We start from the raw sequence: 13,834 nt of genomic DNA, 5'->3' as shown, positions 1-13,834 counted from the left end.
CCCGTTCTCGTTCTCGTTCTCATTTCGACTTTCCGCACCTCTCCGATCGGAGCATCCATGATCAGCTCGTCCACCACGACGTCGACCACCTCCGGCACGTCGTCCGCCTCGTCCACCGCTGCGGAGGTCGACGCCGTCGTCCGCCAGGCCGCGGATGCCTTCCACCGCATCGGCCGCCTCCCCGACTCCAACAGAGCGCACTGGCTGCGCGCCGTGGCCGGCCGCCTCGACGCGGCGACGGACGAGCTCGTGGCCATCGCCGCTCGCGAGACCGGGCTCGGCGACGCCCGGCTGCGTGGGGAGGTCGCACGCACCACCGGGCAGCTCCGGATGTTCGCCTCCGTCGTCGAGGAGGGCTCATACCTCGAGGCGATCATCGACCACGCCGCTCCAGATGCGAACCCTCCTCGCCCCGACCTCCGCCGGCTGCTGCGCCCACTCGGCCCCGTCGCCGTGTTCGCGGCATCGAACTTCCCGTTCGCGTTCTCCGTGGCGGGCGGCGACACCGCCTCTGCCATCGCGGTCGGGGCGCCGGTGATCGTCAAGGCGCACTCCGGGCATCCCGAACTGTCGGAACGAACCGCCGGCCTCGTCACGGCTGCGCTGACGGAGGCGGGGGCGCCGGAGGGGACGTTCGCGCTCGTCGCCGGGCGGCAGGCGGGGGTGGAGCTCATCGAGCATCCACTGGTCGCAGCCGGCTCCTTCACCGGGTCAGTGGCCGGCGGGCGCGCTCTGGCCGACCGGGCAGCCGCCCGGCCGGCGCCCATCCCGTTCTTCGGCGAGCTGGGCAGCATCAACCCCGTCGTGGTGACGGCCGAGGCGGACGCCGCCCGCGGAGCCCAGCTCGCCGAGGGCCTCGCCGCCTCGTTCCAGGGCAGCGCCGGCCAGCTGTGCACGAAACCCGGCCTGGTCTTCGTGCCGGAGGACTCCGCTGTCGAGGCGGCACTCGCCGCCCACGTCGGCGCCGCCCAGCACCGCCTCCTCACCGACGCCATCGACGCCGGCTTCCGCCACGGCGTCGCCGCTCTCGCGGCGGTGCCCGGCGTCGAGCTGGTGGCAGAGGGCGCAGCCGGCGCAGGTGCGCCCGCCGCCGTCGTGTACGCGGTCGCCCTGGCCACCTTCGCGGACGAGCGCTACCGCGAACTGCTGACGACCGAGGTGTTCGGCCCGGCGACCCTGCTCGTGCGCTACCCGGGCGCCGAGCCGCTCGCGCCGCACCTCGGCGCGCTCGATGGCTCGCTCACGGCCACCATTCACGCCGAACCGGGCGACGACATCGCCGACCTGGTCGAGATCCTCGCCGACCGCGCAGGGCGCCTCCTCTTCGGCGGTTGGCCGACCGGCGTCGCCGTCACCTGGTCGCAGCACCACGGCGGCCCCTGGCCCGCCACCACGTCCCAGCACACCTCGGTCGGAGCCACGGCCACCCGCCGCTTCCAGCGCCCCATCGTGTTCCAGGACGCGCCGGAGCGGCTGCTCCCCGCAGCGCTCGTGGAGAAGAACCCGCTCGGCATCCCGCGCAGGGTGGACGGGGTGCTGCGCGCCGCCTCGCGGTAGGGCTCCGCCGTCTCGGTCGTTGGAGCCCGTCCGAAGCGAGGGGCCCTCGTCAGAGGGCGGACGCGTCACACAAACAAAAAAGACCCGGATGACCGGGCCTTTCTCACTGCTGGGGTACCTGGACTCGAACCAAGAACAACGGTACCAGAAACCGCCGTGTTGCCAATTACACCATACCCCACCGTTCCGAACCGAAGCCCGGGCACGAGAGTCAACTTTATCCTACGCCGACCCTCAATTACAAAACGGCGATCCCGGGCGCGCCGTCGATCGCGAGGCCGATCAGGTCGCGGTTGATCGCGGCGGCCGCCACGGCGCCGGAACCGGCCGCGACGATGAGCTGCTGGGGGCCGGGCGGCGTCGTCTCGCCGACCGCATAGACCCCCGGCACCGAGGAGCGGCCGTGCGCGTCCGTGAGCAGGTAGCCGTCGTCGTCCGTCTCGAGGTCCAGGCCGGACACGAACGCGAGCGACGGGGTCCAGAGCGGGCGCACGAATCCGCCTGTGCGCTCGATGACCGTGCCGTCGACGAGGCGCACGCCCGTCATGGTGCCGCGCTCCCCCACCACATCGTCGATCGCCCGGCGTTCGACGCGAACGCCGAGCCTGGCCAGCACTCGCTCGTCGTCGTCGCTCACCGTGCCTGCCGCGTTGGTGAAGACGATCAGGTCGTCCGTCCACTGAGTGAGCAGCATGGCCCGCTCCGCGAGATCATTCGTCTCCCCGATCAGCGCGAGCGGCGCATCCGCCTTCTCGTAGCCGTCGCACTCCACACAACTGTGCAGTTGGGTGCCGTAGTACGCCCGGATGCTCGGCACGGCAGGCAACGTCTCCTGCAGCCCCGTGGCGAGCACCACTGTCTGCGCGACCACGTCGATGTCCGCCGCACCGCGTACGCCGGTCGCGCGTACCCGGAATCCGGCGCCGGAGACCTCGATGCTCTGCGCGAGCGCGAACGCGACCTCGCCGTTGTCGTACGCTTCGACCTCCTCGCGGCCGATCCGGCGCAGTTCGAGGGGGGCGATGCCGTCGCGGGTCAGGTAGCCGCGCGCCACCAGCGTCGCGGCGTGCCGTGGCCGATTGCTGTCGACCACGAGCACGTCACGCCGCGCACGCACCAGATTGAGCGCGGTGGACAACCCGGCAGGCCCGCCGCCGATGACGACGACCTCGTGTGACTCGCGTGGCACGACCGGTGCCTATCCGAGGCTGGCGGAGAGTGCGTCGAGCCGCGCGATGGTCTCGGCCTTGCCCAGGATCTCCATCGACTCGAACAGCGGAGGCGAGATGCGGCGACCGGAGATCGCGACGCGCAACGGCCCGAAGGCCACGCGTGGCTTGAGTCCGAGGCCCTCGATCAGCGCGTCCCGCAGCGCGGACTCGATGGCGTCGTGCGTCCACTCGTCCTGCGGCACCAGTTCGAGCGCACCGATGGATGCGGCGAGCACCTCACCGGCGTCGGCCGGCAGCGAGGCGCGTGCGTCGTCCTCCACCGTCAGCGATGCGGCATCGGTGAACAGGAAGCCGAGCATCCCCGGCGTCTCGCCGAGCAGCTGCACGCGCTCCTGCACGAGCGGCGCGGCCTCGGCGAGGATCGCGCGCTGCGCGTCGCTCAGCGGCTCGGTGAGGATGCCTGCGGCCACCAGGTACGGGATGGTCCGCTCCGCGAAGTCGGAGACCTCCAGCAGCCGGATGTGGTCGCCGTTGATCGACTCGGCCTTCTTCAGGTCGAATCTCGCCGGGTTCGGATTGACGTCGACCACATCGAACGCCGCGACCATCTCGTCGATCGAGAACACGTCGCGGTCGTGGGTGAGCGACCAGCCGAGCAGCGCCAGGTAGTTGACGAGCCCCTCCGGGACGAACCCGCGGTCGCGGTGGTGGAACAGGTTGGACTCCGGGTCGCGCTTGGAGAGCTTCTTGTTGCCATCGCCCATCACGTACGGAAGGTGGCCGAAGCGCGGAACGAACGTGGTGATGCCCGCCTCGATCAGCGCGTGGTACAGCGCGATCTGCCGCGGCGTCGACGACAGCAGGTCCTCGCCGCGCAGCACGTGGGTGACGCCCATCAGCGCGTCGTCCACCGGGTTCACGAACGGGTACAGCGGGTGGCCGTTGGGCCGCACGACGACGAAGTCGCTGAACGATCCGGCCGGGAAGGTGATCTCGCCGCGCACCAGGTCGTCGAAGCTGAGGTCGGTGTCAGGCACGCGCAGACGCAGCGCAGGCTCGCGGCCCTCCGCGCGGTACGCGTCCTTCTGCGCATCCGTGAGCTCGCGCTCGAAGTTGTCGTAGCCGAGCTTGGGGTCGCGGCCGAGCGAGACGTTGCGCGCCTCGATCTCCTCGCCGGTGGCGAAGCTCTCGTAGATGTGGCCGGACGCCTTCAGCTTCTCGATCACGTCGCGGTAGATGTCGTAGCGCTCCGACTGCCGGTACGGCCCGTCCGGACCGCCGACGTTCACGCCCTCGTCCCAGTCGAGCCTCAGCCAGGTGAGCGCCTCGATGATCTGACCGTAGCTCTCCTCGCTGTCGCGGGCCGCATCCGTGTCTTCGATGCGGAAGATGAGCTTGCCGCCGGTGTGCCGCGCATACGCCCAGTTGAACAGGGCGGTGCGGATGAGGCCGACGTGCGGCGTGCCGGTCGGCGACGGGCAGAACCGGACGCGGACGTCGGAGCCGGTGGCCGTGGAGAACGGGTGCGAGATGGAGTCAGACATACTCCCCCAATCCTACTTGGCGGCACGCACCGGATTCACGAGGGAGCCGACGCCTTCGATCTCCACCTCGACGGTGTCTCCCGCGACGATCGGCCCGATCCCCGCGGGGGTGCCGGTGAGGATCACATCCCCCGGCAGCAACGTGAACACGCTCGACGCGTACTCGACGATCGACGGGATGTCGTGCACCATGTCCGCGATCGTGGCGTCCTGCTTGAGCTCGCCGTTCACCCGCGTGCGCAGGTAGGCGTTCGGCTTCAGCTCTGTCTCGATCACCGGGCCGAGCGGGCAGAAGGTGTCGAAGCCTTTGGCGCGGGTCCACTGGCCGTCGCTCTTCTGCAGGTCGCGGGCGGTCACGTCGTTGGCGACGGTGTAGCCGAAGATGTACTCGTGTGCGTCCTCGGCGGACACGTTGCGCGCGATCTTCCCGATCACCACGGCGAGTTCGCCCTCGAAGTCGACCTGCTGGGACTGCGGCGGCAGCACGATGGCGTCGCCCAGCCCGATCACGGCCGTGTTCGGCTTGAGGAACAGCAGTGGCTCCTCCGGAGCGTCCCCGCCCATCTCCGCGGCATGGTCGCGGTAGTTCTTGCCGACGGCGACCACCTTGGAGCGCGGGATGACGGGGGCGAGCAGCGCGCCCACCTTGCTGAGCGGCACGCGCTCCCCTGTCGTGTCGAACCCGGCGAACATCGGGTCCCCCGCGAGAACGACGAGTGCGTCCTCGTCGACGATTCCGTAGTCGATGGCGCCCTCGTGGCTGAAGCGTGCGATTTTCACGCTTCCGAGCCTACTGCGATCAGGCGACGGTCAGCGCGCTGACGATCCGCTCGACCGCCGGCGTCTGGATGCCGCTGGCCGCGCCGATCCGCAGCAGCGCTCCGCCGAGGGCATCCAGTTCGTTGGGCGCCCCGACCGCCAGATCCTCCTGCAGCGAGGTGCGCATCCCGCCTGGGACACCGCCGAGGACCTCGACGAGCTGCAGTGTGGACGCCGGCGACCCTGACGCGTTCGAGCACGCGACCACCTCGGTCAGCAACGCTTCCGTCAGCTCCGGGTCCTCGCTGATCGCCGCGCCGACCGGCTGTCGCCAGTACGACGTGAGCAACGCGATCGAGGCGAGCATCCGGTACTTGGCCCAGAGCACATCGACCTCCGTCCCTCGCACGCGCACGGCGGGCCCTGCGTCCGTCAGCCCCGCCACTGAGGAGAACCCTGCCGCCGCCTCCGGCGCCTCGATCCGCACCCACGGGCTCCGCAGTTCGATCACCGACCTGGATGCGCGCACCGCGGACACCGCGATGGCAGCGCCGGCGACGGGCACTCCGGGCAGCGCATCCCGGAGCGGCGCCATGTGCTCGACGCCGTTCAGCAGCGACAGTACCTCGACCGGATGGGAGGCGGCGATCCCGGGCAGCACGTCGTCGAGCCCGTAGGTCTTGGTGGCCAAGATGATGCTCGCGCCCTCCGGCACGTCGACGCTCGCCCGCACGCGCTCGACGCCGGTGCCGAATCGTTCGGCGGCGAAGGCGGCCGCTGCGCCGTCGCCGCGCACCTCGATGCCGTGCTCCTCGAAGGCGGCGACGGTCGCTGGTCGTCCGACCGCCACCACGTCGTGGCCTGCGCGGTGCAGCAGCCAGGCGAGGAGACCGCCGACGGCCCCCGGTCCGACGACGGCGATGGTGGGGCGTTGCTCGGTGCTCATGACACCGATGTTAGCGACCACGCCGCCCCGTCCAGCCCGAGCATCGCGGACGCCGTGGTCGCGATGGCGGGGACAGCATCCGCCCCTGCCGCCCCGACGAGATTGATGGTGCGGTGGTCGTGGTTGACCGTCGGGCGGACCACGACGCCGTCGTTCCGCCCTGCCGAGCCGACCGCGAGCGACGGGATGAGCGCGACGCCCACCCCCTCGGCGACCATGCTCACCACGGCCACGAAGTTGTCGGTCTCGTATGCGATCCTCGGCACGAAATCGCGCGCGTCCGTCAGCTCCAGCAGGTGGCCGCGGCAGCGAGGACAGCCGGCGATCCAGGACTCGTCCGCGAGGTCGGCGAGGTCGACCACCTCCGCGTCGGCGAGCCGATGCCCTGCGGGGAGGACGAGCAGCATCTCGTCGCGCCAGACAGGGACCACCGCGAGCCCTCTGGCGCTCTCCCGATGCGGGTCGACCCTGTCTCCCGGGTAGCTGAACGTGATCGCGAGATCGGCGGTCTGCGCCCGCACGGCCGCGACGGCCTCCGGCGGCTCCGCCTCCGTGTACGTGATCGTCACTCCAGGATGCGCCGCCCCCATCGTGCGCAGCAGCCGCGGCACGATGGTCGACGACGCGGACGGGAACGCCGCCAGCCGCACCCGCCCTGAGCGCAGGCCGTGCAGGTCGGCGAGTTCGCCCGCCGCAGCATCCAGGGCGGTCGTCACCGTCGTCGCGTGTCTGGCGAGCACCCGCCCCGCCTCCGTCAGCCGCACGCCGCGACCCGCCCTGGTGACCACGGGCATCCCGAGCCTGGCCTCCAGTCGCTTCAGGTGTTGGCTGATCGCGGGCTGGCTGTAGCCGAGCGCGTCGGCCGCGCGGGTGATGGAGCCGTGGTCTGCGATGGCGCGGACCACGCGCAGGCTGTGGGAGTCGAGGTCGTCGAGGGACACAGCCATACATAACCACAGATGATGGATGGGATTCAACACCTGTTCTTCTCGAATGGATGCGCGACCGTCACGCTGGTCTCATGCCCGCACCCGTCACGATCACAGCGACCGGCACGGCCGCAACCGCAGCCACGGCCACAGACCGGCTCGCCGCCGCGCGTGCCGCGTTCGTGCCGGGCGACGGCTACCTGGCGGCCTGCACGCAGGGGCTCCCGCTGCACGCGACGCTGCGCGCATCCTTGGCGGAGCTGAACGTCTGGGAACGCGGAGAGGCGACGCCTGCGGCATACGGAGCTGCGGTGGAGCAGGCGCGCGCGTCGTTCGGCCGCATCGTCGGCGTCGCCGCCGACCGCGTGGCGATCGGCTCGCAGGTCTCCGTGCTCGCCGCCCTGGTCGCGGCCTCCGTCCCCGACGGAGCGGAGGTGGTCTGCGTCGACGGCGACTTCAGCTCGATGGTCTTCCCGTTCCTCGCCCAGGCGCACCGCGGGGTCACTGTCGTGCACGCTCCGCTCGACCGGCTCGCCGACGCGATCGGGCAGCGCACCTGGCTGGTCGCGTTCTCGCTCGTCCAGTCGGCGACGGGCGCCATCGCAGACGCGGGCGCCGTCATCGACGCCGCCGCCCGCCACGGCGCCCGCACCTTCGCAGACCTGACCCAGGCTGCGGGATGGCTGCCCGTCGACGCCTCCCGCTTCGACGTCACCGCCTGTCACGCGTACAAGTGGCTCTGCGCCCCGCGCGGCTCCGCGTTCCTCACCGTCGGCGACCGGATGCTCGGAGACCTCCGCCCCGCCCAGGCGGGCTGGTTCGCCGGCGACGATCCGTGGTCGTCCTGCTACGGTCCCACGATGCAGCTGGCTGGGGATGCACGCCGCTTCGACGTCTCCCCCGCCTGGCCGGTCTGGCCCGGCACGGCGGCCGCGCTCGGGTTCTTCGCGGACCTCGACCTGCACGAGGTCCGCGCGCACACGGCCGGCCTGGGCGACCGGCTCAGCGAGCGACTGGGCATCCCGGCGCTCGGACAGTCGATCGTCACCTGGCCGGACGCCGACGGCTCTGCACTCGCAGCGCTCGCCTCGTCCGGTCTCCGTGTCTCCGGACGCGCCGGACGCGTCAGGGTGGCGTTCCACCTCTGGAACACGTCCGACGACATCGAGAGGGTCGCCGGCGCACTCGGCAGGGGCTGACCCCGCCGCTGAGTCAGCCGTCCAGCCGCACCATCCAGTTGTGGCGGTCGCGAACGCGGCCATACTGGATGTCCGTGAGCTCCTGGCGCAGGGCCATCGTGAGCTCGCCGGGAGGGGCGGTGATGTCGCCGACCGTGAAGGTGTCCGACTTGAGCTCGCCGATCGGAGTGATCACCGCGGCCGTGCCGCACGCGAACACCTCGACGATGTCGCCGGACTCCACGCCGACGCGCCACTCGTCGATCGTCACCTTGCGCTGCTCCACCGTGTGGCCGCGGTCGCGGGCGAGCTGCAGCACCGACTCGAGCGTGATGCCCTCCAGGATGCTGTCCGACTCCGGGGTGACGAGCGTGCCGTCCTTGTAGACCAGTACCACGTTCATCCCGCCGAGTTCTTCGAGGTACTTGCCCTCCACGGAGTCGAGGAACAGCACCTGCGCGCAGCCGTGCTCAGCGGCCTCGGCCTGGGGCAGCAGGCTGGATGCGTAGTTGCCGCCGGTCTTCGCCGCTCCCGTTCCGCCCTTGCCTGCGCGGGACCAGTGGTCGGAGAGCCAGATCGAGACCGGGTTCACTCCACCGGAGAAGTATGCGCCCGCCGGGCTCGCGATCAGGTAGTACGCGACCTTGTTGGCCGGTCGCACGCCGAGGAACGCCTCCTTGGCGAACATGAACGGCCGCAGGTACAGGCTCGTCTCCGGCGCACTCGGCACCCAGTCGCCGTCGAGGGCGATGAGCTGCTTGAGCGAGTCGATGAAGTACTCGACCGGCAGCTGAGGCAGTGCGAGGCGGTACGCGGAGCGCTGCATCCTGGCGGCGTTGGCCTCCGGGCGGAAGGTCCAGATCGACCCGTCCTCGTGGCGGTACGCCTTCAGCCCCTCGAAGATCTCCTGCGCGTAGTGCAGGACGGCCGCGGACGGCTCGAGCTGGATCGGGCCGTACGGCGAGACCCTCGGCCGGTGCCAGCCGCCCTTGACCGACCAGCACAGGTCGACCATGTGGTCGGTGAAGTAGTTGCCGAAGCCCGGGTTCGCGAGGATCTCCTCACGCTCGGCTGCGCTGCGCGCCTCCTCGTTGCGAGTGACGGCGAACGCGAGTCCGCTGGGGGTCGGGGCGCCCGTGAGGGTGATGCTGGTCGGAGATGTCATGAGAATCCTTTGCGCTGCGCTCGTTCGAAGCGGATGAACTAATTCTGCGCCACGGCGGCGGCGATCGCGTCGCCGATTTCGGCGGTGGCGCGGGATGCTGTGCCGCGGCTGGCGAGGTCGGCGGTCACCGCCTGCTCGACGCGCTCCGCGAGCTCCGTCCGTCCGAGGTGACGGAGCAGGAGTGCCACGGAGAGGATCGCAGCGGTGGGGTCGGCCTTCTGCTGGCCTGCGATGTCGGGGGCCGATCCGTGAACCGGTTCGAACATGCTGGGGAATTCGCCTGCAGGGTTGATGTTGCCCGAGGCCGCCAGTCCGATGCCGCCGCTGATTGCGGCCGCGAGATCGGTGAGGATGTCGCCGAAGAGGTTGTCTGTGACGATCACGTCAAATCTAGCAGGATTCGTGACGAGGAAGATCGTGGCGGCGTCGACGTGCAGGTAGTCGACGGCGACCTCCGGATGCTCGGCGGCGACCGCATCCACGATCCGCTTCCACAGCGACCCTGCGAAGGTGAGCACGTTGGTCTTGTGGACGAGGGTGAGCCTCTTGCTGCGCTGCTCCGCCTGCTCGAACGCGTAGCGGACGACGCGTTCGACGCCGTATGCGGTGTTCACGGAGACCTCGTTGGCGATCTCGTGGGGCGTTCCCTGGCGGATGGCGCCTCCGTTGCCGACGTACGGGCCCTCCGTTCCCTCGCGGACGACGACGAAGTCGACCTCTCCCGGGTCGGCGAGCGGGCTGGCGATGCCGGGGAACAGCGTGGTCGGGCGAAGGTTGACGAAGTGGTCGAGCGTGAAGCGGAGCTTCAGCAGCAGCCCGCGTTCGATGTTCGCACCGGCGAGGCGCGGGTCGCCAGGAACGCCGCCGACCGCTCCGAGGAGGATCGCGTCGTGCTCCTTGATCGCGTCGAGGTCCGCGTCGGTGAGCACGTCGCCCGTCTCCAGGTAGCGTTGCGCGCCCAGAGAGAACGGCGTCTTCTCGAACGTCAGATCGGTGCCCGCTGCGACGGTGTCCAGCACCTTGACCGCCTCGGCGACGACCTCCGGCCCGATGCCGTCTCCTGGGATGACGGCGAGCTTGACGACGGACGGGGCGGACTCGGACATGGCACTCCTGCTATTCGTTGCGGGCGGACCATCACCACATTACCGGCGGTCAGCCACGCACCGTGCGCAGGGAGACGACGGCGAGCACGGCGGCGGCGACCATGAGTGCCACACCGATCCCCGCGGTGAGCGCCACGCCGGAGTCGAACGCCGCCCTGGCGGAGGCGAGCAGCTGCTCACCGAGGGCCGAAGGGAGCTGACCCGCCACAGTGGTCGCGCCACCGAGGGTCTCCCCCGCGGCGTGCGCCTGCGCGGCCGTCAGGCCGTCGGGGAGCACCACGCCCGTGCGGTACGACACGGTGAGGATCGTGCCGAGCGTCGCCGTACCGAGCACGGCGCCCAGCTCGTACGCGGTCTCCGACACCGCCGACGCCGCCCCAGCCTTCTCAGCGGGCGCGCTCGACAGGATCAGCTCGTTCGACACCGTCTCCGCGGCGCCGATGCCGAGCCCCAGCATCACGAACGACAGGATGAGCACCCCGGTCTGGGCACCGCCGCCTGTCAACGCCACCAGGAGGTAGCCGCCCGCCGAGATGAGGAGCGCGACAGGCACCACGATGCCCGGACGCACCCGCCGCGCGATCGGCACGACCACGAGGCCGGCGACGATCATGGTCGCGAGCCCGGGGATGAGCACCAGCCCGGCGTCGATCGGGCTCAGCCCGAGCACGAGCTGCAGGTGCTGCGATACGAAGAACAGGTAGCCGACGAGCGACACCACGCTCAGCAGGTTGATCAGCACCGCCCCGCTGAATGAGCCGCGGCGGAACAGCCGCATGTCGAGCATCGGGATGGGCCGGCGCAGCTGCCTGCGCACGAACAGCCAGCCGGAGACCAGTCCGATCAGGATCGCGAGCACCCCGGCGACGGAGACCCCATCGGAGGCGAGCGTCTTGATGCCATAGACGATGGGGGCCATCGTCAGCAGCGAGAGCAGGATGCTCGGCACGTCGATCGGCCCGGGCTTCGGGTCGCGCGACTCGCGCACGAGAAGCGGAGTGAGCACCAGCAGCGGGATGAGCACCGGCACGGCCAGCAGGAACACGGACCCCCACCAGAAGTGCTGGATCAGGATGCCGCCGACGATCGGCCCGAGGGCGGAGCCTGCAGCGAATCCGGAGGCCCACACGGCGATGGCCAGGCGGCGCTGCTCGCGGTCGACGAAGGTGCTCCGCAGCAGCGAGAGCGTGGACGGCATGAGCATGGCGCCGAAGAAGCCGAGGCTCGCGCGGGCCGCGATGAGGAGTTCCGTGGTGGGCGCGAACGCAGCACCGACGGACACGATCGCGAAGCCGGTGGCACCGATCATGAGAAGTTTGCGGCGGCCAATGCGGTCGCCGAGGCTGCCCATCGACACGAGGAGGCCCGCGAGCACGAGCGGGTACGCGTCGATGATCCAGAGCATCCCCGTTCCGCTCGGTTCGAGGGCCTGGGAGATGGCGGGAAGCGCGAAGCTGAGCACCGTGTTGTCGACAGAGACGAGCAGGACGGGAAGCATGAGGACCGCGAGCGCCACCCATTGGCGCGCACCGGCGCGCGGGGCGGCGGTGGGCGTCGGTGTAGTGGGAGTCGTGGTGGACATGCGTCTACTGTACCGTCTGGACGGTACAGTTTTCAACCCCGACGGGCTACGATGGCGTCATGGCAGACACCCCCTCCGCCCGCGATCGCATCCTCGACGCCTTCGAAGAACTGCTCGGAGAGCAGAGCGAGCGCGCAGCGACCCTCGACGCCGTCGCCGCGCGCGCCGGCGTCTCCAAAGGCGGCCTGCTCTATCACTTCGCCTCCAAGGACGCGATGGTCGACGGCGTCCTCGACCGGCTGCGCTCCCAGGTCGACGCCGACCTCGAACGGATGCGGGTGGCTCCGGAGGGCCCCGTCGCCTACTTCATCCGCACGTCCGTCCCCACCGACAACGACCTGGAACGCTCCATCGTGGCCGTCGCCCGGCTCGCCCAGAGCGCCGACAGCCGGGCACGGGACGCGCTGTCCGCCATGCAGCGCTCCTGGCTGGAGATCCTGGAGTCCACGGTCGGAGACCCACTGGTGGCCCGCGTCATCATGCTGATCGGCGACGGGATGTACTACAACACCGCCCTGCTCCCCGACACGAACGCCGTGCTCCGCAGCGAGACCGACATGGACAGGGTGATCGAGCTGGTGAAGCGCCTGGCGGACTCCCCCGCCGGCTGACAGGGGCCGGCCGACAGGCGCGGCCGACGGTCAGGCGCCGAGCGCGTCGCGCCGCTTCTCCAGGAACCGCCGCACCCGCGCATCCTGGGCTGCGTCGACCGCGCGCTCATACGCCTCCCCGGCCCGCGCATCCATGGCCAGCCGCAACAGATCTGCGCGCACGGCGAGGGCCTGAGCGGCGACCACCCCGGCGAACAGCTCGGGATGCGCGTCCAGCTCCGCCAGCGCCGCCTCCGGCCCGACGTCGGGGCTGTACCCGCGCGCCACGGCGCGGCCGAGCTGCGCTGCTGCGGACGGCCAGCGCAGCACCAGTCCGTCGTAGAGTCGCGCGATGGCCGGCCAGTCCGTGCTCTCCCAGGTGGGCGACAGTCCGTGCAGCCCGGCGATCCCCGCCTGCAGCGCGAACCGGCCAGGCCCATCGGCCGCGGCCGTGGTCAGCGCGACCGTGGCGAGCCGCTCCCCTTCCGCCAGCATCGCCGCGTTCCAGAGCGAGCGGTCTGCCTCGGCGAGGGTGACGAACTCGTCGGCGTCGGACAGGCGAGTGGTCTGCCTCGCCTCGGTGAGCAGCAGCAGCGCGAGCAGTCCGGCCGCTTCGTCGTCCTGCTGGCGGAGGCGGTACGCATCCCTGGCCAGTTCGATGCCCGCGGTGCGCAGGCGGCCGTCTGCGCGGGCGTGACCGACCGTGTACAGCAGGTAGATGGTGGTGAGCGCATCCGGGAGCCTGGCGGCGAGGTCGGCGTCGTCGCCGGCCCTGAACCGCAGCCGCGAGTCGTGGATGCGCTTCTTCGCGCGAGTGAGCCGCGCGGCCATCGTCGCCTCCTGCACGAGGAACACCTCGGCCACCTGCGCGGTCGGCACGTCGCAGACGAACCGCAGGGCGAGCGCGACGCGCGTCTCCTCCGCCACCTCGGGGTGACAGACCAGCAGGATGAGCTCCAGCCGCTCGTCCCCGGTGAACACCTCGTTCGCCTGCATGTCGATCTCCGCCTGCCGGTCGGCCGCGCGGGCCGCCTCGGCGGCGAGCATGGGTGCGGCGCGCGCCGCCGTGCTCTCCCTGCGTCGCGCGTCGACGGCGATCCGTTTGGCGACCGTCGTGATCCAGGCGGCGGGGTTCGCCGGTTCGCGCCCGGCCGACGCCTCGGCGACAGCGCGGGCGAACGCCTCCTGCACGGCGTCCTCCGCGATGAGGAGGTCGCCGACGGTGCGGGCGACCGCCCCAAGGATGCGCGGGGCGTCCGTGCGGAAGGCGCGCTCGATGGCGGTGGTCACAGCCCATTCAAACAAG

Annotated in this window: 12 protein-coding genes and 1 tRNA gene; 3 read left to right on the top strand and 10 right to left on the bottom strand. The window is 70.8% G+C overall.

Features of this window, described 5'->3' with window-relative positions; all coding sequences use genetic code 11:
• The first annotated feature begins 57 nt into the window (after positions 1–57).
• Positions 58–1,557 carry an aldehyde dehydrogenase (NADP(+)) gene (locus ASE16_RS07120; RefSeq protein ID WP_055892850.1) on the top strand — a complete coding sequence of 500 codons (1,500 nt, stop codon included), beginning with the start codon at positions 58–60 and terminating at the stop codon, positions 1,555–1,557.
• A gap of 109 nt (positions 1,558–1,666) precedes the next feature.
• On the opposite strand, the gene ASE16_RS07115 is transcribed toward ASE16_RS07120, so the two are convergent.
• The 6 genes from ASE16_RS07115 to ASE16_RS07090 all read right to left on the bottom strand — a co-directional run bounded on the left by ASE16_RS07115 (position 1,667) and on the right by ASE16_RS07090 (position 6,925).
• Positions 1,667–1,738, bottom strand: a tRNA-Gln gene (locus ASE16_RS07115).
• Positions 1,739–1,795: 57 nt separating this feature from the next.
• Positions 1,796–2,746 carry an NAD(P)/FAD-dependent oxidoreductase gene (locus ASE16_RS07110; RefSeq protein ID WP_055892845.1) on the bottom strand — a complete coding sequence of 317 codons (951 nt, stop codon included), beginning with the start codon at positions 2,744–2,746 and terminating at the stop codon, positions 1,796–1,798.
• Positions 2,747–2,755: 9 nt separating this feature from the next.
• A complete protein-coding gene (gene gltX / locus ASE16_RS07105) occupies positions 2,756–4,273 on the bottom strand; it encodes a glutamate--tRNA ligase (RefSeq protein ID WP_055892842.1) in 1,518 nt (505 codons plus the stop codon).
• Between the two features lie 12 nt (positions 4,274–4,285).
• Positions 4,286–5,053 (bottom strand): fumarylacetoacetate hydrolase family protein, encoded by a 768-nt coding sequence (locus ASE16_RS07100; protein ID WP_055892839.1) that lies wholly within the window; start codon positions 5,051–5,053, stop codon positions 4,286–4,288.
• Positions 5,054–5,072: 19 nt separating this feature from the next.
• Complete coding sequence (locus tag ASE16_RS07095) at positions 5,073–5,978, bottom strand: ketopantoate reductase family protein (protein WP_055892836.1); 906 nt, start codon at positions 5,976–5,978, stop codon at positions 5,073–5,075.
• Complete coding sequence (locus ASE16_RS07090) at positions 5,975–6,925, bottom strand: LysR family transcriptional regulator (RefSeq protein ID WP_055892831.1); 951 nt, start codon at positions 6,923–6,925, stop codon at positions 5,975–5,977. Before ASE16_RS07090 ends, ASE16_RS07095 begins: the two co-directional genes overlap by 4 nt.
• 74 nt (positions 6,926–6,999) lie before the next feature.
• Between ASE16_RS07090 and ASE16_RS07085 the strand changes: the two genes are divergently transcribed.
• Positions 7,000–8,106: an aminotransferase class V-fold PLP-dependent enzyme gene (locus ASE16_RS07085; protein WP_082581350.1), complete on the top strand. Its 1,107-nt coding sequence runs from the start codon at positions 7,000–7,002 to the stop codon at positions 8,104–8,106.
• A 13-nt stretch (positions 8,107–8,119) separates the two neighbouring features.
• Here the strand turns inward: ASE16_RS07085 and ASE16_RS07080 are convergent, their stop codons facing one another.
• Genes ASE16_RS07080 through ASE16_RS07070 form a run of 3 tightly spaced genes read right to left on the bottom strand, consistent with a single transcriptional unit; the run spans position 8,120 to position 11,938 of the window.
• Positions 8,120–9,250, bottom strand: coding sequence for a branched-chain amino acid aminotransferase (locus ASE16_RS07080; RefSeq protein WP_055892826.1), 1,131 nt, complete (start codon positions 9,248–9,250; stop codon positions 8,120–8,122).
• Between the two features lie 38 nt (positions 9,251–9,288).
• Positions 9,289–10,356: a 3-isopropylmalate dehydrogenase gene (locus tag ASE16_RS07075; RefSeq protein ID WP_055892821.1), complete on the bottom strand. Its 1,068-nt coding sequence runs from the start codon at positions 10,354–10,356 to the stop codon at positions 9,289–9,291.
• A gap of 49 nt (positions 10,357–10,405) precedes the next feature.
• Positions 10,406–11,938, bottom strand: a complete 1,533-nt coding sequence (locus ASE16_RS07070; RefSeq protein ID WP_055892817.1) for an MFS transporter — start codon at positions 11,936–11,938, stop codon at positions 10,406–10,408.
• Positions 11,939–11,997: 59 nt separating this feature from the next.
• Between ASE16_RS07070 and ASE16_RS07065 the strand changes: the two genes are divergently transcribed.
• Entirely contained in the window at positions 11,998–12,549 is a 552-nt protein-coding gene (locus tag ASE16_RS07065; RefSeq protein ID WP_055892814.1) for a TetR/AcrR family transcriptional regulator, read from the top strand.
• Between the two features lie 30 nt (positions 12,550–12,579).
• Here ASE16_RS07065 and ASE16_RS07060 read toward each other — a convergent pair whose 3' ends face one another.
• Positions 12,580–13,818, bottom strand: a complete 1,239-nt coding sequence (locus ASE16_RS07060) for an RNA polymerase sigma factor (protein WP_055892811.1) — start codon at positions 13,816–13,818, stop codon at positions 12,580–12,582.
• Positions 13,819–13,834: the final 16 nt, after the last annotated feature.

Origin of the sequence: Leifsonia sp. Root227 (assembly GCF_001428745.1) — a bacterium.
Classification (GTDB): domain Bacteria; phylum Actinomycetota; class Actinomycetes; order Actinomycetales; family Microbacteriaceae; genus Leifsonia.
This window is presented reverse-complemented; position numbering and strand designations above follow the sequence as displayed.